Genomic DNA, 20805 nt, shown 5'->3' with positions numbered 1-20805 from the left:
GCGAGCCCGCTCAGCCCAGCCGCACCGGCAGCTCGAACAGGTCGTTCTGGGTCACCACCGGCTTGTTGCGGAGTTCCGCCGCCGGGACCGCCAGGTCCAGCTTCGGGAAGCGGGCGTAGAGGGCCGGCAGTGCGACGCCCGCCTCCAGACGGGACAGCGCCGCGCCCGGGCACACGTGCGGGCCGTGGCCGAAGGAGATGTGCCGGTTCTCCGTGGAGCGCGTGATGTCGAACTCGCCCGCCGTCGGCCCGTGCGCCGCCTCGTCGCGGCCGAGGGCGCCGTACGACACGATCAGCGCGTCACCCGCCGGGAGCACCTTGTCCCCGACCGGGACGTCCTCGGTCGCGAAGCGGATCAGGACGTGGGAGGTCGGCGTCGAGTAGCGCAGCGTCTCCTCGACCACCGACGACCAGTCCGCCTCGCCGGACAGGACGAGGGCGCGCTGCTCGGGGTGCGTGGAGAGGTTGACGACCGCGTTGACGATGAGGGAGATCGTCGTCTCGTGGCCGGCCGCGACCATCAGCTGGAGCGTGGAGACGATCTCCGCGTCGGTGAGGTGGTCGCCGTCCTCGGAGGCCAGGATCAGCGCGCTGGTCAGGTCGTCGCCCGGTGCCGCCCGCTTGGCGGCCACCGTCTCCGCCATGATCCCGGCGAGCTCGGTGAGGGTGGCGATGACCTCGGCCGGCGGGGTCTGGGTCGAGAAGAACTTCTCGAACAGCTCCCCCAGCCGGGGGAGTCTCGCCTCGTCGATGCCCATGAGGTCGGCGACGACGTACATGGGCAGGGGGTAGGCGAAGTCGGCCTTCAGGTCGACGACCTCGCCGGTGAGCCGGTCGAGGAGCTCCTCCGTCAGCTTGGTGATCCGCTCCCGCATCTGCTCCACACGCCGGGGCGTGAGCGCCTGCGCGACCAGGGTGCGCATCCGGCGGTGGTCCGCGCCGTCCACCGTGAGCATGGAGCGGCCGGGGTTGGCCAGGCCGATCAGCGGCCAGTCCGGGGCTATCTCACCGCGCTGCCAGGCGCCCCAGACGTTGATGTCCTTCACCAGCCGGGGATCCGTGAGGAGCTTCTTGGCCTCGGCGTGGTGCGTCACCGCCCACACGGGCACCCCGCCGGGCAGTTCGACGGCGGCGAGCGGACCCGCGGCGCGCAGGGCGGCGCTCTCAGCCTCCAGGTCGGAGACGAACGGGTCCAGGGCGATACGAGTCGTCATGCGGGGGAACCTCCAAGGGCGGGGATGGGCGTGAACTTCACGGGCAGTTCCGTCAGTCCCCGCAGCCAGGGGGAGGGCCGCCGGGCCAGGGAGCCGGCCGGCAGCGCGAGGTCGATGTCCGGCAGCCGGTCCAGTACGACCTCGATACCGGTGCGGGCGATGACCTCCGCGATCTCCTGCGCCGGGAACGGGCAGCGGTGCTCGCCGTGCCCGAAGGAGAAGTGCGCGTTGTTGCCGCCGGTCAGGGCGGCGCCGTCGATCCGTACCTGCGGGTCGTTGTTGGCGCCCTGGAGGCCGAGCAGCAGCAGATCGCCGGCGCGGACGCGGCGCCCGCCGAGCTGGGTGTCGCGGGAGGCCCAGCGGCCGGCCACGTTCTGGGTGGGGGTGTCCTCCCACAGGACCTCGTTCATGGCCTCGGCGACACTGTTGCGCCCGCCGAACAGCGAGGCGGCGAACCGCTCGTCCGTCAGCATCAGACGCAGCGAGTTGCCGATCCAGTCGGCGGTCGGCTGGTGGCCCGCGGCCATCATGACCATCAGGTCCTGGGCGATCTCCTCGTCCGTGAAGCCACCCGAATCCGCCAGCATCCGGCTGACCACGTCGTTCGCGGGCTCGGCCTTGCGGTCGGCGAGCAACTGCGCCATGGACGTGGCCAGATGGGTCTGTCCGGCGATCGCCCGGTCACGGCCGTCGATCATGTCGTTCAGCGCGGTGACCAGACCAGGGCCCTGTTCCTCGGCGAAGCCGTAGAGGAGGGCGAGGACCCGTACGGGCAGCAGGGCCGCGTAGTCGGCGACGAGGTCCGTCTCGCCCTTGGCGCACACCGCGTCGATCAGCTCGTCGGCGAACTTCTCGGTGAGGGACCGCAGTTCGAAGGGGTCGACGGCCTCCAGGGCGTCGCTGATCATCGCGGCGCGCTCGCGGTGGCGCTCGCCGACCGTGTAGAGGATCGACGGCTGCTTGTGGCCGATCATCGGCAGCAGCGGCCAGTCGGCGGGAATGTTCGGCCACTGGTTCCACAGCTCGGAGTCGCGGCTGAACAGCACGGGGTCGCCGGTGACCTGGTGCAGCTCGCGGTAGCCGAGCACCAGCCACGCCGGTATGTCGCCGTCGAGCAGCACCGGTGCCACGGAACCGTGTTCGCGCCGCATCTCCCGGTACAGGGCGGCGGGGTCGGTCTGGAACCGGGGGCCGCTCAGCGGAACGGGGGCGGGGGCCGGGGCGGGGGTCACAGGGCCAACTCCGGGGCTCGGGGGACGTACAGGCTCTTGAGGTGCTCGACCAGGGTGATCAGCACCCGCTTGCTGGACTCCCGCGAGCGGGCGTCGCAGTCGATCAGCGGGACGTGCGGGTCGAGGTCGAGGGCCTCGCGGATCTGTTCGGGGGTGTGCGCGGGGCCGCCGAAGTCGTTGCAGGCGACGATGAACGGCGTGCCGTGCCGCTCCAGACGGTCGATGGCGTACCAGGAGTCGTCGATGCGGCGGGTGTCGACCAGGACGACCGCGCCGAGCGTGCCGGCGAAGAGGCGGTCCCACAGGAACCAGAAGCGTTCCTGGCCGGGCGCCCCGAAGAGGTAGAGGATGTTGCGGGTGTCGAGCGAGATACGGCCGAAGTCGAAGGCGACGGTGGTCGCGGACTTGCCGCGCACCTCGCTGATGTCGTCGACCGTCTCGCCGGCCCGGGTCATCGTCTCCTCGGTGCTGAGCGGGCGTATCTCGCTCACGGAGCGCACGAGGGTCGTCTTGCCGACGCCGAAGCCGCCGACGACCACGATCTTCAGACCGTTGTCGGCGGAGGCACCCAACGGGGTACGGGTGTCAGGGGTCTCGGAGGTCACGGAGTCCTCAGAGGTTGCGGAGTCCAACGAGCACCTGCTCCAGGATGTCGGGGTCGGGAAGCGCGGCCTTGCGCGGATGGCGGGCGCTGATGCGGCCCGCGGCCAGCAGGTCGGCGAGCAGGATCCGGGTGATGCTCACGGGCAGCCGCAGTTCGGCGGCGATCTCCACGACCGCCGTCGGCCGGTCGCACAGCCGCAGGATCGCGGCGTGCTCCGACTGCATGCCCGGCACCGGATCGCACTCGGCCACCACGAGGGTCACGAGGTCGAAGCGGGAGTCGTCGCCGGACCGGCTGCGTCCTCCCGTGAGGGTGTACAGCCGGTCGGGCGCGTCGTCTCTGCCCGGGCGGCTCATGACGTACGAGGCGGCGCGCTCAGGTGTTCGCCGAGCTGCTCCACGAGTTCGCTCATGTTGTGCCCGACCAGACCCGCGTCCGCGTCCTCGGTGGTGACCACGGCGAGATGTGCGCCCTCGCCCGCCTCCACGATGAACAGGACCCCGCCGTAGAACTCGGCCATGGCCGAGCGCACGCCCCCGCTGCCGTCGCCGAACTCCACGGACGCCCCGTGGGACAGCGACTGGATGCCGGCCGCGATCGCGGCGAGCTGATCGGCCTGGTCGACGGACAGTTCCGGCGTACGGCACAGCTTCAGGCCGTCGCGGGAGGGCACGAGCGCGTGCCGGGTGCCCGGGGTGCGCTCGATCAGACCCTCGATGAGCCAGGTGAGTTTCTCGTCGGCCGTGGTGGTGCCGGTCATGAAGTGGTGTCGCCTTCCGGGTGCGCGTGCGAGTGGGGGTGCGGCTGTGGCTGGGGGTGCGGCTGGGACTGCGAGGGGGTGGCGGGCGGCGGGTCCTGTACGGGGGTGGCGGGTGCTGTGGCTCGTACGGGGGCCGGGGGTGTCGTGGGGGGTGCGGGCTTGGTGGGCTTGGTGAGCTTGGCGGGGTGCCGGTCCTGCACCTGCACCTGCACTTGGTCCCGGTCCCGGTCCCGGTCCCGGTCCTGGGCCTGGTCCTCGGCCTTGGCCCGGTCCCTGCCCTCGGCCCGGTCCCCGCCCTCGGCCTGGTCCTGGTTTCGGCCCTCGGCCTTGGCCCGGTTCCGGTCTCGGTCCTCGGCCCGGGCGCGGTCCCGGTCCTGGGCCTCGGGCGTCGGATCGGTTGTCGTGCCCTGGACTGCGGCCTGGTCGGGCATTGTGCCGCGTACCGCCTGGCGGAAGCTGCTGAAGCGGGCGACCCTCGCCTTGGCGTCGTCGGCGGTGCGGGGCTCGCGCTCGGTCCGGCCGGTGGCGTGGGGGCGGCCGCGTTCGGCCTCGGCGAGGGCGCGGCCCCGGCGGCGCTTGGGGAGGCCGCCCGTGTCGCCGCCGCCGCGCTCGGCCGACTCGTGGGTGGGGACCGGGTCGGGGTCGAGGTCCTCGGGGGAGCGGGCGGCGGCGTACGACGGGAGGGGGCGCGAGGGAGCGGCGGCGGGCGGAGCGGCGGCGGGCGGAGCGGTCGCGGGAGACGCGTCCGGCGTGGTCGCGTCCGTCGAGGTCGCGTCCGTCGAGGTCGCGACGGCCGGATCCGTGGCAGCCGGTTCGACGGCGGTCGCAGCCGTGGTGGTCGCAGCGGCGGCCGCGGTGACGGGCTGCGCGGGCGCGGGCGCCGGGGGGACCGCCGGCACCGTCGACAGGATGTCCTGGGGGATGAGGACCAGGACGCCCGTGCCGCCGCGCGCGGACGGGCGGAAGGACACCTTCAGGCCGTGCTTGCGGGCCAGGCGGCCCACGACGGCGAGGCCGAGCCGGGTGCCGGTGAGGCCGCCGAGGTCGGAGCTCTCGCCGGACACGGCGCGTTCGGCGCGGCGCAGCTGCACGTCGCTCATGACCAGGCCGCTGTCCTCGACGGAGACGATGACACCGGCCGGCACTTCCTCGACGTACACGTGGACCTCGGCGGTCGGCGGCGAGAAGTTCGCGGCGTTGTCGAGGAGTTCGGCGAGTGCGTGCATCACGCCCTCGGCGGCGTGTCCGGCGACGGCGGCCTCGCTGGAGGAGTGGACGCGCACGCGCTGGTAGCCGCCGATGCGGCCCATCGCGCCGCGCAGGATCGACTCCATGACGATGGGGCGTGCCCAGCGGCGGCCCGAGCGGGCGCCGGCGAGCACGGCCACGGAGTCGGCGAGGCGGCCCGCCTGCGCGGTGCGGTGGTCGAGGTACAGCAGGTCGGTGAGGACCTCCTCGTCGGCGTGCCGCTCCTCCATGCCGCGCAGGTCGGCGAGCATCCCGGTGGCGAGGGCCTGCATACGGCCCGCCACGTTGCCGGTCACGGAGACGGCGGCCGCACGGGCGCCGGCGGCGTGACGGGCGCGCTCGGCGAGGCGGGCGTTCTCCTCGGTGAGCCGGGCGACGTCGGCGGTGAGTCGCGTGACGTCGGCGGTGAGCCGGTCGCGTTCGCCGGTGAAGTCGGCGGTGAGCTTGTCGCGTTCCCGGGTGAAGTCGGCGGTGAGACGGTCGCGTTCCCGGGTGTAGTCCGTGGTGAGTTCGTCGCGTTCGCGGTCGAACTCCTCGGTACGGCGGGTGCGTTCCTGGTCGAACTCGCCGGTGAGCCGGGCCCGCTCCTGTGCGAACTCGTCGGTGAGGCGGACGCGTTCGCGGGCGAAGTCCTCGGTCAGCCGTGCGCGTTCCTCGATGAACCCGTCCGTCAGCCGGCCCCGCTCCTGGCTGAAGTCCTCGGCCAGCCGGGCCCGTTCCTGCAACAGCCGCCCCGCGTCCCGCGTCACGGCGTCCAGCCGTCCGCGCGCCAGCTTCGCCGCCCGCATGCCGTGGGCGGCGAGGGCGACCGCCGTGCACAGCAGCAGCACGGCCGCGCCGCCGCCCCAGGCGAGGGGGGCGCGTACCGAGTCCGGAGCCGCGAAGACCGCGCCGGCCACCGCGATCCCCGCCGCGACGGCGGTGACCAGCGGGAAGGGTGCGATGGAGCCGAGGGTGGGCCGTTCGCCTGGGGGGAGGGGCGCGGTCATGAATCGTGTCCTAGGTCGGGTCCTGGGCGAGAGTCGACACCTGGTGCTCAATTTGCCGTCACTATATGTGAGTTGGTGATCGAATTGGGGAGGTTCTGATTCTGGTCACCTAATCCGATCGGGCCCGGCCGGGCAGCGGTCCGCCGCGTTGGCGGTGGTCACTGTCAGTGGTCGGATGCATCCTGGGGGCATGACACAACTCGGTGACCATGGTGACCGTGGGGGCCGTAGGGACCGTAGGAGCCGTGGGGATCGCGGTGAACGCGGTGAACGCGGCGAGCCGGACCGCGCGGCGCCGGCGCCGTCCCTGCGCGAGGCGCTGCACGCGGCGCTGCGCGAGGCCGTGCGCGGCGAGGTCGCCTTCGACGCGACGGCGCGGGCGCTCACCACCATGGACGCGTCCAACTACCGCCGGGTGCCCCTCGGGGTGGTGGCCCCCCGTGACGCCGACGACGTGGCGGCGGCGCTCTCCGTGTGCCGCGCGCACGGGGTGCCGGTCGTGCCGCGCGGCGGGGGCACGTCGATCGCCGGCCAGGCGACGGGCACGGGCGTGGTGCTCGACTTCACCCGGCACATGAACCGGATCGTGTCGCTGGACCCGGCGGCGCGCACGGCGGTGGTGCAGCCGGGGGTGGTCCTCGACCGGCTCCAGGAGGCGGCGGCCCCGCACGGCCTGCGCTTCGGCCCGGACCCCTCCACCCACGGCCGCTGCACGCTCGGCGGGATGATCGGCAACAACTCGTGCGGTTCGCACTCGGTGGCCTGGGGCACGACGGCGGACAGCGTGCGCGAGCTGAAGGTGATCACCGGCCGCGGGCAGCGGCTGACCCTGGGCCGGGACTGGGCAGGCGCCCCCGAGGGGCTGCGTCCCCTGGTGGACGGCGAGTTGGCGCGCCTGCGGACCGGATTCCCGGCGCTCCCGCGCCGTATCTCCGGGTACGCGCTGGACGCGCTGCTCCCCGAGAAGGGCGCGGACGTCGCCCGTTCGTTCTGCGGCTCCGAGGGCACGCTGGGCGTGCTGACGGAGGCGGTCGTCCGGCTCGTCGAGGCCCCCCGCGCGCGTGCGCTGGCCGTGCTGGCGTACGCGGACGAGGGCGCGGCGGCCGACGCGGCGGCCGGACTGCTGCCGTACGGGCCGCTGACGGTGGAGGGCATGGCGGCGGATCTGGTGCCCTCCCCGGCCGATCTGCCGAGGGGCGGTGCCTGGCTGTTCGTGGAGACGGGCGGCGCGACGGAGGCGGAGGCACGCGCGCGTGCGCAGGCGATCGTGCGGGCGGCGGACGTCATGGACGCCCTCGTGGTCACCGATCCGGCCGGCCAGCACGCGCTGTGGCGCATCCGGGAGGACGCGAGCGGTACGGCGACCCGGATGCCGGACGGCACGGAGGCCTGGCCCGGCTGGGAGGACTGCGCGGTGCAGCCGGCCCGGCTGGGCGCGTATCTGCGGGACTTCAGAGGCCTGATGTCGGCACACGGCCTGCGCGGCACGCCGTACGGCCACTTCGGCGACGGCTGCATCCACGTCCGCATCGACTTCGACCTGCTGACCGAGGTCGGGATCGGCCGCTTCCGGCGCTTCTCGCAGGAGCTGGCCGACCTGGTCGTCTCCCACGGGGGATCGCTGTCGGGCGAGCACGGCGACGGGCAGGCGCGGGCGGAGCTGCTGCCGAGGATGTACGGGCCGGAGCTGGTCGCCCTCTTCGAGCGGACGAAGGACATCTGGGACCCGGACGGTCTGCTCAACCCGGGGATGCTCGTGCGGCCCGCCCGCCTCGACGAGAACCTGCGGTTCGCGGTGCTGCCGAGGAAGCCGGTGGACGTGGAGTTCGGCTACCCGGCCGACGGCGGGGACTTCTCGGCGGCGGTGCGCAGATGCGTGGGCGTGGCGAAGTGCCGTACGACGTCGGTGTCCGGGGCGGGCGTCATGTGCCCGTCGTTCCGGGCGACGGGCGAGGAGGAGCACTCCACGCGCGGCCGGGCGCGGTTGCTGCACGAGATGCTGGCCGGCGAGGTGATCACGGACGGCTGGCGGTCCGCTGAGGTGCGGGACGCGCTCGACCTCTGTCTCTCCTGCAAGGGCTGCCGGACGGACTGCCCGGTCGGGGTCGACATGGCCACGTACAAGGCCGAGTTCCTGCACCACCACTACGAGGGCCGGCGGCGCCCCGCGGCCCACTACGCGATGGGGTGGCTGCCGGTGTGGCTGTCGGCGGTCTCCCGGACGCGGGCGGGGGCCGTGGTCAACGCCCTCGCCTCCGTAGGGCCGTTGGCGGCCGTGGCCAAGCGGCTGGGCGGGATCGCGCCCGAGCGGGGGATTCCGCGGGTGGCGCGGGAGACGTTCAGCCGGTGGTGGTCGCGCAGGTTCCGGGACCGGGTGCGGGCGTTCGTGCGGGAGGCGAAGCGGGGGGAGCGCACGCGGGTCCCGGGCGCCGGACGGGAGAGCGTCGTGCTGTGGCCCGACACCTTCACCGAGCACCTCTCACCCGCTGTGGGCCGCGCGGCCGTACGGGTCCTGGAGGCGGCGGGGCTGGCGGTCCTGCTGCCGCCCACGTTCCGCATGAAGTCGCCCGCGGTCATGGACGGGGTGTCGAAGGCGCCGGCCGGCTTCAACGTGTTCATGCCGCACCGCCGCCGGCGCGTCTGCTGCGGCCTCACCTACGTCTCCACGGGGCAACTGGACCGCGCCCGCACCGTGCTGCGCCGCACGCTGGACCTGATGGAGCCGGTCCTGGACGCCGGCCTGCCCGTCGTCGTCCTGGAGCCGAGCTGTGCGGCCGCCCTGCGCACCGACCTCCCGGAGCTGCTGCACGACGACCCGCGCGCGGCCCGGCTCGCGGCGGCGGTGGTGACGTTCGCGGAGGCACTGGAGCGCCACGCCCCCGCCTGGACCCCGCCCCGACTGGACCGCCCGGTGACCGGTCAGACCCACTGCCACCAGCACGCGGTCCTGGGCGACGCGGCGGACCGCCGCCTGCGCGAGGCGGCGGGCCTCACCGGTGAACTGACCGGCGGCTGCTGCGGCCTGGCGGGCAACTTCGGCTTCGAGAAGGGCCACTACGACATCTCGACGGCCTGCGCGGAGGACCAACTGCTTCCGGCGGTACGGGCGTCCACGGCCGACACGATCGTGCTGGCGGACGGCTTCTCCTGCCGCACCCAGCTGGAGCAACTGGGCGGCGTACGGGGACGGCATGTGGCGGAGGTGCTGGCGGAGGGACTGGGAGAGGCACCGGGGGACGTGCTGGGGAAGGGACCGGGGGGCGGGCCGGGGGGCGGGCCGGGGGAGAGATGAGGAGCGGTGGGGGGAGGGGCGAGAACCGGCGGTGCGGGTGTGGTCGTCCGTCTCGTCGTGCTGCAAGAGCAGCCCGACCGGCGCCCGGCGCCCGGCGCCCAGCACCCCCGACTCTCCGAGGAACCCCCGTATGAGCCTGCGTGTCCAGCCCATCACCCGTGAAGAACATCTGGCGTTCGTCGCGTCCCGCCCGTCCGCCAGCCATATGCAGGTGCCTTCCTGGGGTGATGTGAAGCCGGACTGGCGGGCGGAGAGCCTCGGTTGGTACGACGAGGGCGACGGCGGCGCACGGGGCGGTCGGCTGGTCGGGGCGGGGCTCGTGCTGTTCCGGCCCCTGCCGAAGCTGAAGCGGTACCTCGCGTACCTCCCCGAGGGCCCGGTCATCGACTGGTACGTGCCGGACCTCGACCGCTGGCTGGACCCGATGCTGGCGTACCTCAAGGCGCGCGGGGCGTTCTCGGTGAAGATGGGCCCGCCCGTGGTCGTACGGCGATGGAGCGCGGACGCGGTCAAGACGGCGATCGCCGACCCGGGCGCGCACCGCCTGCGGGACGTGACCGCGACCGCCCACGAGCCGCGCGCCTTCGACGTCGCGGACCGGCTGCGCCGGATGGGCTGGCAGCAGACCGAGCCGGCCGGCGAGGACGGGTTCGCGGCCGGACAGCCGCGCTAGGTCTTCCAGGTCCCGCTGGCCGGACGGACCGTGGACGACCTCCACCGCGGCCTCAACCAGCAGTGGCGCCGCAACATCAAGAAGGCCGAGAAGGCCGGCGTGAAGGTGGTGCAGGGCGGCTACCACGACCTGCCGGCCTTCTACACCCTCTACACCGAGACCGCGGCACGCGACCGCTTCATCCCGCGCCCCCTCCCGTACTTCCAGCGCATGTGGACCGCGCTGACCGCCGAGGACCCCCACCGGATGCGGCTCTACCTCGCCCACCACGGGGGCGAAGTGCTGTCCGCCGCGACGATGCTGACGGTCGGGACCCACGTCTGGTACTCCTACGGGGCCTCCACGAGCCGTCGCCGCGAGGCCCAGCCCAACAACGCCGTCCAGTGGCGCATGCTGACCGACGCCCATGCGCGCGGCGCCGAGGTCTACGACCTGCGGGGCATCACGGACACCCTGGAGGACTCCAACCACCTCCTCGGCCTGCTCCGCTTCAAGGTCGGTACGGGCGGCGAGGCGGCGGAGTACCTGGGCGAATGGGACTTCCCGCTGAACCGCCTGCTGCACAAGGCGCTCGACCTCTACATGGCGCGCCGCTGACGTACAACCAGCACCCAGGTTTCGTGGCCAACACCCAGGATTTCCCCAGCTATTCACAGCCGCTGTTTGCTGCGCCGTGAGATGAGAACCGTGTAAGTTTCTCGATGTCAGGCGGAAAAGATTTCTCAGGTGACGACCAGAAATCCCCGCCCGTAAGCGTAAAGAATTCTCGCGAGCTATTCGAGCTATTCGAGCTGTTCGCACCACGCACTACGAACTCTCAAGGAGTCGGAATGAGCTTCAAGAAGCTGGCCCCGCTGCCCCCGAAGCCCAAGTCGAAGCTGCTCCCGCCCCCGCCGAAGCCCAAGCCGAAGCCGAAGCACGCGCCGAAGCCGCCCAGGGTCGACGGCAAGTGATCCAGCGGTGAGAAAGAGGGCCGATGGTGCACCATCGGCCCTCTTCGCATGCCGCCTCCCGTAATTCCGGCGAGCCGCGGCGATATGGAGCGAGATGTGGAGCGAGGGTGGTAATTCCGCATTCCGGTACCCGGCCGGTGAATTCATCGTGCCTTTGGTCACGGTTATAGGAGGGGTATCGCATGCACCCGCAGCAAAGCGAACACGGCGCGTACGCGGACTATGAAGACGGCGACGGTCACGGCGACGGCGGCCGCGACGGCGACGGCGACGGTGACTTCGAGGGGAGCCAGGACCCCGACACCCCGTCCATCCCCGCCCGCGTCGCCTTCCGGCGCTTCTGGCCCATGACCAAGGGGCTTCGGGGCTTTCTGCTGATCGTCTGGCTGTGCACGGTGCTGAACGCGCTCACCGAGACCGTCGCCATCCTGCTCTTCAGCGACCTCACCGACCACGCCCTGCAACAGGGTTCGCTGGACGCGTTCTGGAGCCCGGCCGCCCAGTGGCTGGGCGTCGCCGTGGCCGGCGCGGCCGTCGGCTTCGCGGGCAACTCCCTCGCCGCATGGGCCACGGAACGCTTCGTGATGCGGCTGCGCGAGCACGTTTTCGACCACGTCCAGCAACTGCCGCCGCACTTCTTCCAACGCCACCGGCAGGGCGATCTGCTGTCCAGGCTGACCGCCGACGTCGAGGCGATCGAACAGATGGTCGTGTCCGCGATGGTGGGCGCGGCGTCCGCGGCCTTCAGCGCGCTCTTCTACGCGGCGGCGGCGTTCTGGCTGCGCTGGGACCTGGCGGCGGCGACCTTCGTCCTCGCACCGCTGTTCTGGCTGGCGGCCCGACGCTTCTCCGGCAGCATCAAGTCCGTCTCGCGCGAGGGCCGGGTCGCCGACGGCGCGATCACCTCGGTCGTGGAGGAGTCCCTCGGCAACATCGTCCTCACCCAGGCCTATGACCGCCGGGACGCCGAACGCCGGCGGCTGAACCAGGAGGCGGGCGCCTGGTTCCGGGCCGCGGTCCGCTCGACCCGCCTCAACGAGCTGTACGAGCAACTCGTCCAGGTCATCGAGACGGTGTGCGTGCTGGCGGTGATCGGCCTCGGCGTGTGGGAGATCTCCACCGGCCGTATGACGCTCGGTCAGCTCCTCGCGTTCGCCGCCTTCCTCGGCTATCTCTACCCGCCCGTCCGCGGCCTGGCCCAGCTCGGCCTCACGGTCACGGCGGCCACGGCGGGGGCCGAGCGTCTGATCGAGATCCTCGACGTCCGGCCCGCGGTGGCGGACCCCGCGCGCACGTCGGAGAGCATCGGCCGCCCCGACGGCTCGGTGGAGGTGCGGGACGTCTCCTTCCGCTACCCGGGCGCGGACAAGGCGGCCCTGGAAGGGCTGTCCTTCGCGGTCCGCCCCGGCGAGCTGGTGATCATCACCGGCCCGAGCGGTGCGGGCAAGTCCACGGTCTCCAAACTCCTCCTGCGCTTCTACGACCCGGACGCGGGCTCCGTCCTCCTGGACGGCGTACCGCTGAACGCGTTCCCGCTGGCCCGACTGCGCGAGTACGTCACGCTGCTGCCGCAGGAGACCCTGGTCCTGCACGACACCGTTCGCGCGAACATCGCCTGCGGCCGCCCCGGCGCCAGCGAGCACGCGATCGTCGAGGCGGCGAAGGCGGCCGACGCGCACGCGTTCATCACCGGGCTGCCCGACGGATACGACACCCGGGTCGACCCCAACTCCGCCCGGCTGTCCGGCGGCCAGCTCCAGCGCCTCGCCATCGCCCGGGCCATCCTGCGTGACGCGCCGGTCCTGGTCCTGGACGAACCGACGACGGGCCTGGACGCGATGGCCGCCCGCCGTGTGGTCAGGCCGCTGCGCCGCCTGATGGCGGGCCGTACGACGATCATGATCACGCACGATCTGAACCTGGCCCCCGACGCGGACCGCATCCTGGTCGTCGACCACGGCCGCATCGTGGAAACGGGCCGCCACGACGACCTCCTGTCCCGCGCGGGCGCCTACGCCCGCCTGCACCGCTCCCAGAACAACGCCCTCATGGACACGGGCGAGCTACGACTGCCGCTGTTCACGGGCCCGGAGGGGCGCGCCGAGCAGTTCGCGTACGGGACCGCGCACGGCGCCACGCCCGGGGCGGTTCCCGGTACCGCACCCGGCGCCGTTCCCGGTACCGCGTACGGCGCCGGGCACGGGACCGCGTACGCAGCCGTTCCCGGCACCGTGTACCAAGCGGCACCCGGCACCGCGTACGCAGCCGTCCCCGGCACCGCGCACCATGCCGCAAACGGGAACGCGTACGGAACCTCGGACCAAGTCGCGTACGGAACCTCGGACCAAGTCGCGTACGGAACCTCGAACCAAGCCGCGTTCGGAACCTCCTACGGAGCCGCAGGCGGAATCCCGACGGACCCCCCGTACAGCGCCCCGTACAACTCCCCGCACAGCCCCCCGTACGGATTCACCGCCGACGTTCCGTCCGACTTCCCCGTCACACTCCCCGGCGGTCGCCCCCTCTTCCGCGACGAGGTGCCCTGGCACGGCGTCTGAGGCCACCGGCTCCCGGGACCATGGGCTCTCGGCATTCGAGACAGGCCCATAAAGGGTTCACACGCCTGACAGGAGTCCACTACCCTGGACTGAGCAGTGCAGCGTGATGAACGAACCCTGTGTTGAGTCCCCTGGAAGGCCCCGTGAACAACCCCAGCGCCGTCCCGTCCCCGGCGGCTCCTCCCGTCGTTCCCGCGACGGACCACGTACCCACGGCGGGCGGCGGCCCCGGTCGCCGGGGCGCCCTCGGGCCCGTCGGACTGGTCCTCGCCGGAGGCATCTCCGTGCAGTTCGGCGGCGCGCTCGCGGTGACCCTGATGCCGCGGGCCGGGGCGCTCGGCGTCGTCACCCTGAGGCTGGTCGTGGCCGCGATCGTGCTGCTGGTGGTGTGCCGGCCCAGGCTGCGCGGGCACTCGCGCGCCGACTGGGGCACCGTCGTCGTCTTCGGCATCACGATGGCCGCGATGAACGGCCTCTTCTACCAGTCGGTCGCCCGCATCCCCCTGGGCCCCGCCGTCACGCTCGAGGTGCTCGGCCCGCTCGCGCTCTCCGTCATCGTCTCCCGCCGCGCCCTGAACCTCGTCTGGGCGGGCCTCGCCCTCGGCGGCGTCTTCCTGCTCGGCGGCGGCGGCTTCAGCGACCTCGACCCCGTCGGCGTCGCCTTCGCCGTGTCCGCGGGCGCCATGTGGGCGGCGTACATCGTCTTCAGCGCGCGCACGGGCCGCCGCTTCCCGCAGGCCGACGGGCTGGCGCTCGCGATGGTGGTCGCGGCGGTGCTGTTCGTGCCGCTGGGGATCGCCGAGTCCGGTACGAAGCTGCTGGCGCCGACCACGCTCGGGCTGGGCGCCGCCGTGGCCGTACTGTCCTCGGTCCTCCCCTACACCCTCGAACTGCTCGCCCTGCGCCGCCTGCCCGCCTCCACCTTCGCCATCCTGATGAGCCTGGAGCCGGCCGTCGCGGCGACCGCGGGCTTCCTCGTCCTGCACCAGTCGCTGTCCGTCCTGGAGTCCCTCGCGATCGCGCTCGTCATCGCGGCGAGCATGGGGGCGGTACGGACGCAGGTGGGCCGGGGCAAGGCGCTGCCGCCGGACGCCTGAACGGAGGTCGGCGGCGGGCGGTCTCCTGGCACATCCGGCACACTCCTGATGGGGGCGTAGGCGGATGAAAAGGCTGTACTGGCAGGTAACGACTGATATCGGCTGATACCTGGTCAGTGTCGGCCGATACCGGCCGGTACCGGCGCAGAGGCTCCGTCAGGAGGACCCATGACGACCGACCGGAACAAGACGGCCGAGCGGGACACCACCCACAAGCCCTTGAGGGTCACGGCCCGGGGAAGGGCCGTCCTGGCCGACCCCCGGCTCAACCGGGGAACCGCGTTCACCGATGAGGAGCGCCGGGCCCTGGGCCTGGTCGGCCTCGTGCCGCCGCGCGTGCTCACCCAGGACGAGCAGGCCGACCGCGCCTATGCCCAGTTCCGGGAGCAGCCCGGCGACCTGGCCAAGAACGTCTACCTGACGGCCCTCCACGACCGCAACGAGGTGCTGTTCTACCGGCTGGTCGGCGACCACCTCGAGGAGATGCTGCCCATCGTCTACACCCCCACCGTGGGCACGGCCATCAAGCGCTACAGCTACGAGTACCGGCGCCCCCGTGGGATCTACCTGTCCGTGAACGCCCCCGACGACATCGAACGCTCCCTGCGCGCCGCCGGCCTCGGCGCCGACGACGTCGACCTGATCGTCGCCACCGACGGCGAGGGCATCCTCGGCATCGGCGACTGGGGCGTGGGCGGCATCGACATCGCCGTCGGCAAGCTCGCCGTCTACACCGCCGCCGCCGGCGTCGACCCGCGCCGCACCCTGCCCGTCATGCTCGACGTCGGCACCAACCGCCAGGAGCTCCTCGACAGCCCCCTCTACCTCGGCAACCGGCACCCCCGCGTCGACCGCGACACCTACGACGCCTTCATCGACGCCTACGTCACCGCCGCGACGAAGCTGTTCCCCCGCGCTCTGCTGCACTGGGAGGACTTCGGACCCGCCAACGCCCGCCGCATCTTCAACCACTACCGCGACGACGTCTTCACCTTCAACGACGACATCCAGGGCACCGGCGCAGTCAACCTCGCCGCCGTCCTCTCCGGCGCCAAGGCCGGTGACCTGCCCCTGCGCGACCACCGGATCGTCGTCCTCGGCGCGGGCAGCGCCGGTATCGGCGTCGCCGACCAGCTCCGGGACGCCCTCGTCGCCGAAGGGCTCTCGTCCGACGAGGCCACCGCCCGCTTCTGGTGCGTCGACCGCTACGGCCTGCTCACCGCCGACCAGGGCGACAAACTCCGCGACTTCCAGGTGCCGTACGCCCGTCCCGCCGACGAGGTGTCCGACTGGCAGCGCGACGACGACCTGCCCGGCATCCCGCTCGACGAGGTGGTCCGCCGGGTCCATCCGACCATCCTCATCGGCACCTCCGGCCAGGGCGGCGCCTTCACCGAGACCGTCGTCCGCGAGATGGCCGCACACACCCCGCGCCCGATCATCCTGCCCATGTCCAACCCCACCGACCTCGCCGAGGCCAAGCCCGCCGACCTGCTCGCCTGGACCGACGGCAAGGCGCTCGTCGCCACGGGCAGCCCCTTCGACCCGGTGGAACTCAACGGCACGACCTACCGGATCGGCCAGGCCAACAACGCCCTGATCTTCCCGGGCCTGGGGCTGGGCGCCATCGTCGCCCGAGCCACCCGGGTCACCGACCGCATGCTCCGCGCGGCGGCCGACGCGGTCGCGAACCAGACGGACGTGACGGACCCGGGCGCGCCCGTGCTGCCACCCGTCCGCGACCTCCGCGAGACCTCTTTCGCCGTGGCCGTGGCGGTGGCCCGAGCGGCGGCGGAGGACGACGTCGCCCGAGCCGGCACCGACGACATCGAGGCGGCGGTACGGGCGGTGACGTGGGAGCCGGTCTATCCGCCGGTCCAGGCGGTGTGACGGGCGGACACGGCCCGTCCAGGCGGTGTGACGGGCGAACGCGGCCGGTCCAGGCGGTGTGACGGGCGAACGCGGCCGGTCCAACCGTTGTGACGGGCGAACACCGCCCGTCCAGGCGGTGTGACGGGCGGACGCGGTGAACGCGTTGCGGGCAACAAATTCATGCAAGCATGCTTGATTGTTTCTGACCCCGCTGCCATGCTCCCCCCATGTCCGATCCGACACGCGTGCTCGACGACCTGCGTGCGGAGAGCGAGGAACTCGACCGGCTGGTAGCCGAGTTGAGCCCAGAGCAATGGGCCCTCGCGACCCCCGCCCCGCGCTGGACCATCGCCCATCAGATCGCCCACCTGGCCTGGACGGACCACTCCGCCCTGCTCGCGGTCACGGACGAGGACGCCTTCCGCGCGCTGGTCGACAAGGCCCTCACCGCACCGGAGTCGTTCGTGGACGAGGGGGCGGACCAAGGCTCCCGACTCCCGTGCGCCGAACTGGTGAAGCGATGGCGCGAGAGCCGCGCCGCCCTCGACCGCGCCCTGCGCGAGGCGCCGCCCGGCGCCCGCTTCCCCTGGTACGGACCGCCCATGTCCGCCGCCTCCATGGCGACGGGCCGGCTCATGGAGACCTGGGCCCACGGCCAGGACGTAGCCGATGCGCTGGGTGTGGTCCGCACCCCCACCGACCGGCTGAAGCATGTGGCCCGCATCGGTGTGCGCGCACGGGACTTCGCCTTCGGTATCCATGGGCTCCCCGTCCCCGCCGCCGACGCCATCCGGGTCGAACTCACCGCGCCCACCGGCGAGGGCGAGTTGTGGACGTACGGCCCCGAAGACGCCCCCCAGCGCGTCACCGGCCCCGCCCTCGACTTCTGCCTCCTGGTCACCCAGCGAGCCCATCGCGCCGACCTCGCCGTACGGGCGACCGGCCCCGACGCCGACCGCTGGCTCGACATCGCCCAGGCCTTCGCGGGGCCACCCGGCACCGGCCGCCCCGGGAAGGGAACGGCAGAGTGACCGAGCCGACCGCCCCGCTGCGCATAGGCAACTTCTCCGGCTTCTACGGCGACCGTTTCGACGCCCTCCACGAGATGCTCACCGGCGGCGAACTGGACGTCCTGACCGGCGACTACCTCGCCGAGCTGACCATGCTCATCCTCGGCCGCGACCGCCTGAAGGACCCCACCGCCGGTTACGCCCGCACCTTCCTCCGCCAGCTCGAGGGCTGCCTCGGCCTCGCCCACGAGCGGGGCGTGCGGATCGTCACCAACGCGGGCGGCCTCAACCCCGCCGGACTCGCCGACGCCATCCGGAACCTGGCCGGACGCCTCGGCATCCCCACCCGCGTCGCCCACGTGGAGGGCGACGACCTCACCGCCGCGCACCCGGGCAGCCTCGCCGCCCACGCCTACCTCGGCGGCTTCGGCATCGCCGCGTGTCTGCGCGAGGGCGCCGACATCGTGGTCACCGGGCGGGTGACCGACGCGGCCCTGGTCACCGGGCCCGCCGCCGCCCACTTCGGCTGGCAGCCGGGGGAGTACGACCGGCTGGCGGGCGCCGTCGTCGCCGGGCACGTGCTGGAGTGCGGGGCGCAGGCCACCGGCGGGAACTACGCCTTCTTCCGCGACGCGGACGTCCGCCGCCCCGGGTTCCCGCTCGCGGAGATCCACGCGGACGGCACCGGCGTCATCACCAAGCACCCCGGCACCGGCGGCCTCGTCGACGTCGGTACGGTCACCGCCCAGTTCCTGTACGAGACGGCGGGCGCCCGGTACGCGGGCCCCGACGTCACCGCCCGCCTCGACACCGTACGGCTCACCCAGGACGGCCCCGACCGCGTCCGCGTCGAGGGCGTACGCGGCGAGGCCCCGCCCCCGGCCCTCAAGGTCGGCCGCAACCGGCTCGGCGGCTTCCGCAACGAGGTCGTCTTCGTCCTGACCGGTCTCGACATCGAGGCCAAGGCCGCGCTCGTACAGGCGCAGCTGACCGACGCGCTCGCCAAGTCCCCGCCCGGCGAGGTGCGGTGGGACCTCGTGCGCACCGACCGGCCCGACGCCGACACGGAGGAGACGGCCAGCGCCCTCCTCCGCCTCGTCGTCCGCGACCCGGACCAGGAGGCCGTCGGCCGCGCCCTGAGCGGGGCTGCCATTGAGCTGGCGCTGGCCAGTTACCCCGGTTTCCATGTGCTGGCACCCCCGGGGAAGGGCGCTCCCTATGGCGTCTTCGAGGATGTGTACGTCCCCCATGGCGCCGTCGACCATGTGGCCGTCCTCTACGACGGACGCCGTATCCCTGTGTCCCCGGCCCAGGACACCCTCGTACTCCACGACGTGGCGGAGCCGCCGCTGCCCGAGGCCCCGCCGCCGGGACCGACGCGCCGCGCCCCGCTGGGACTGGTCGCCGGAGCCCGCAGCGGGGACAAGGGCGGGAACGCCAACGCCGGTGTCTGGGTGCGCACGGAGGACGCCTGGCGGTGGCTCGTCCACGAGCTGACCGTCGACCGCTTCCGGGACCTGCTCCCCGAGTGCCGCCCGCTGCCCGTCGTGCGCCACGTCCTGCCGAACCTCCGCGCCCTCAACTTCACCGTCGAGGGCATCCTCGGCGAAGGCGTCGCCGCCCAGCACCGCTTCGACCCGCAGGCCAAGGGCCTCGGCGAATGGCTCCGCTCCCGCCACCTGGACATACCGGAGGCACTCCTGTGACGGTCCTCGCATCCGCGCTCGACACCACGGGCCCCGAGTACGCGGCGAACCGTGAAGCCATGCTCGGCAAACTCGCCCAACTGACCGCCGAGCACGCCAAGGCGCTGGCCGGCGGCGGTGAGAAGTACGTCGCCCGGCACCACAAGCGCGGCAAACTGCTCGCCCGTGAGCGCATCGAGCTGCTGCTCGACCCCGACACGCCCTTCCTCGAGCTGTCGCCGCTCGCCGCCTGGGGGAGCGAGTACGCGGTCGGTGCCTCGCTCGTCACCGGGATCGGTGTCGTCGAGGGCGTCGAGTGCCTGATCACCGCGAACGACCCGACCGTGCGCGGCGGCGCCAGCAACCCCTGGAGCCTGAAGAAGGCCCTGCGCGCCAACGACATCGCGTACGCCAACCGCCTGCCCTGCATCAGCCTCGTGGAGTCGGGCGGCGCCGATCTGCCGTCCCAGAAGGAGATCTTCATCCCCGGCGGCGCGATCTTCCGCGACCTCACCCGGCTGTCGGCGGCCGGGATTCCGACGGTCGCCGTCGTCTTCGGGAACTCGACCGCGGGCGGCGCGTACATCCCCGGGATGTCCGACCACGTGATCATGGTCAAGGAACGGGCGAAGGTGTTCCTCGGCGGGCCGCCCCTGGTGAAGATGGCCACCGGCGAGGAGAGCGACGACGAGTCCCTGGGCGGCGCCGAGATGCACGCGCGCGTGTCGGGTCTCGCCGACTACCACGCCGTCGACGAGCAGGACGCCCTGCGGCAGGCCCGTCGGGTCGTGGCCCGGCTCAACCACCGCAAGGCGTACGGCGATCCGGGCCCCGCCGTCCCCCCGAAGTACGACGAAGACGAACTCCTGGGGATCGTGCCCGGCGACCTGAAGGTGCCGTTCGACCCGCGTGAGGTCATCGCGCGCGTGGTCGACGGCTCCGACTTCGACGAGTTCAAGCCCCTCTACGGGACGAGCCTCACCACCGGCTGGGCGACCCTCCACGGCTATCCCATAGGGATACTCGCCAACGCCCAGGGCGTGCTCTTCAGCCAGGAGTCCCAGAAGGCCGCCCAGTTCATCCAGCTCGCCAACCAGCGCGACATCCCGCTCCTCTTCCTGCACAACACCACCGGCTACATGGTCGGCAAGGAGTACGAGCAGGGCGGCATCATCAAGCACGGCGCCATGATGATCAACGCGGTGTCCAACTCGAAGGTCCCGCACCTCTCCGTCCTCATGGGAGCCTCGTACGGGGCCGGTCACTACGGCATGTGCGGGCGCGCCTACGACCCCCGCTTCCTGTTCGCCTGGCCCGGCGCCAAGTCCGCCGTCATGGGCCCCCAGCAGCTCGCCGGCGTCCTCTCGATCGTCGCCCGGCAGTCGGCCGCCGCGAAGGGGCAGCCCTACGACGAGGACGCCGACGCCGCGCTGCGCGCCATGGTGGAGCAGCAGATCGAGTCCGAGTCCCTGCCGATGTTCCTGTCCGGGCGGCTGTACGACGACGGGGTCATCGACCCGCGCGACACCCGCACCGTCCTCGGCCTGTGCCTGTCCGCGATCCACACGGCCCCCTACGAGGGCGTGCGCGGCGGCTTCGGCGTCTTCCGGATGTGAGGT

The 20805-nt window shown here is 72.6% G+C and carries 14 protein-coding genes and 1 pseudogene; 9 read left to right on the top strand and 6 right to left on the bottom strand.

The annotated features are described in order from the left end of the window. Window positions 1-10: 10 nt before the first annotated feature. From SAVERM_RS20040 to SAVERM_RS20015, 6 genes are read right to left on the bottom strand one after another with little or no spacing between them, the layout of a single operon-like run. Complete coding sequence (locus tag SAVERM_RS20040) at window positions 11-1213, bottom strand: cytochrome P450 family protein (protein WP_010985313.1); 1203 nt, start codon at window positions 1211-1213, stop codon at window positions 11-13. After that, the gene (locus tag SAVERM_RS20035; protein WP_010985312.1) at window positions 1210-2445 is read right to left on the bottom strand and encodes a cytochrome P450; all 1236 of its coding nucleotides are present in this window, start codon (window positions 2443-2445) and stop codon (window positions 1210-1212) included. The genes SAVERM_RS20040 and SAVERM_RS20035 overlap by 4 nt, the downstream gene beginning before the upstream one ends. Then, window positions 2442-3077, bottom strand: coding sequence for a GTP-binding protein (locus tag SAVERM_RS20030; protein WP_042493310.1), 636 nt, complete (start codon window positions 3075-3077; stop codon window positions 2442-2444). Before SAVERM_RS20030 ends, SAVERM_RS20035 begins: the two co-directional genes overlap by 4 nt. Next, window positions 3058-3405 (bottom strand): DUF742 domain-containing protein, encoded by a 348-nt coding sequence (locus SAVERM_RS20025; protein WP_010985310.1) that lies wholly within the window; start codon window positions 3403-3405, stop codon window positions 3058-3060. Before SAVERM_RS20025 ends, SAVERM_RS20030 begins: the two co-directional genes overlap by 20 nt. Beyond that, complete coding sequence (locus SAVERM_RS20020; RefSeq protein WP_010985309.1) at window positions 3402-3809, bottom strand: roadblock/LC7 domain-containing protein; 408 nt, start codon at window positions 3807-3809, stop codon at window positions 3402-3404. The genes SAVERM_RS20025 and SAVERM_RS20020 overlap by 4 nt, the downstream gene beginning before the upstream one ends. Continuing rightward, window positions 3806-6046 carry a sensor histidine kinase gene (locus tag SAVERM_RS20015; protein ID WP_010985308.1) on the bottom strand — a complete coding sequence of 747 codons (2241 nt, stop codon included), beginning with the start codon at window positions 6044-6046 and terminating at the stop codon, window positions 3806-3808. The genes SAVERM_RS20020 and SAVERM_RS20015 overlap by 4 nt, the downstream gene beginning before the upstream one ends. Before the next feature lie 190 nt (window positions 6047-6236). On the opposite strand from SAVERM_RS20015, the gene SAVERM_RS20010 reads away from it, so the two are divergent. From SAVERM_RS20010 to SAVERM_RS19975, 9 genes and pseudogenes are all read left to right on the top strand, one after another. Next, window positions 6237-9338, top strand: coding sequence for an FAD-binding and (Fe-S)-binding domain-containing protein (locus tag SAVERM_RS20010; protein ID WP_078234402.1), 3102 nt, complete (start codon window positions 6237-6239; stop codon window positions 9336-9338). A gap of 130 nt (window positions 9339-9468) precedes the next feature. After that, window positions 9469-10608, top strand: a pseudogene (locus SAVERM_RS20005) (lipid II:glycine glycyltransferase FemX). Window positions 10609-10841: 233 nt separating this feature from the next. Beyond that, window positions 10842-10964: a hypothetical protein gene (locus tag SAVERM_RS45350; RefSeq protein ID WP_255222016.1), complete on the top strand. Its 123-nt coding sequence runs from the start codon at window positions 10842-10844 to the stop codon at window positions 10962-10964. A 182-nt stretch (window positions 10965-11146) separates the two neighbouring features. After that, complete coding sequence (locus tag SAVERM_RS20000) at window positions 11147-13522, top strand: ABC transporter ATP-binding protein (RefSeq protein ID WP_010985303.1); 2376 nt, start codon at window positions 11147-11149, stop codon at window positions 13520-13522. A gap of 143 nt (window positions 13523-13665) precedes the next feature. Next, window positions 13666-14619 (top strand): EamA family transporter, encoded by a 954-nt coding sequence (locus SAVERM_RS19995; protein WP_010985302.1) that lies wholly within the window; start codon window positions 13666-13668, stop codon window positions 14617-14619. Between the two features lie 168 nt (window positions 14620-14787). After that, window positions 14788-16509: an NAD-dependent malic enzyme gene (locus SAVERM_RS19990; RefSeq protein WP_010985301.1), complete on the top strand. Its 1722-nt coding sequence runs from the start codon at window positions 14788-14790 to the stop codon at window positions 16507-16509. A gap of 209 nt (window positions 16510-16718) precedes the next feature. Continuing rightward, the gene (locus SAVERM_RS19985; protein WP_010985300.1) at window positions 16719-17522 is read left to right on the top strand and encodes a TIGR03084 family metal-binding protein; all 804 of its coding nucleotides are present in this window, start codon (window positions 16719-16721) and stop codon (window positions 17520-17522) included. Continuing rightward, entirely contained in the window at window positions 17519-19207 is a 1689-nt protein-coding gene (locus tag SAVERM_RS19980; protein ID WP_010985299.1) for an acyclic terpene utilization AtuA family protein, read from the top strand. Before SAVERM_RS19985 ends, SAVERM_RS19980 begins: the two co-directional genes overlap by 4 nt. Further along, on the top strand, window positions 19204-20802 hold the full coding sequence (locus tag SAVERM_RS19975; RefSeq protein ID WP_010985298.1) for an acyl-CoA carboxylase subunit beta: 1599 nt from the start codon (window positions 19204-19206) through the stop codon (window positions 20800-20802). Before SAVERM_RS19980 ends, SAVERM_RS19975 begins: the two co-directional genes overlap by 4 nt. The last annotated feature ends 3 nt before the right edge of the window (window positions 20803-20805 follow it).

Source organism: Streptomyces avermitilis MA-4680 = NBRC 14893, from assembly GCF_000009765.2.
Lineage (GTDB): Bacteria > Actinomycetota > Actinomycetes > Streptomycetales > Streptomycetaceae > Streptomyces > Streptomyces avermitilis.
This window is presented reverse-complemented; position numbering and strand designations above follow the sequence as displayed.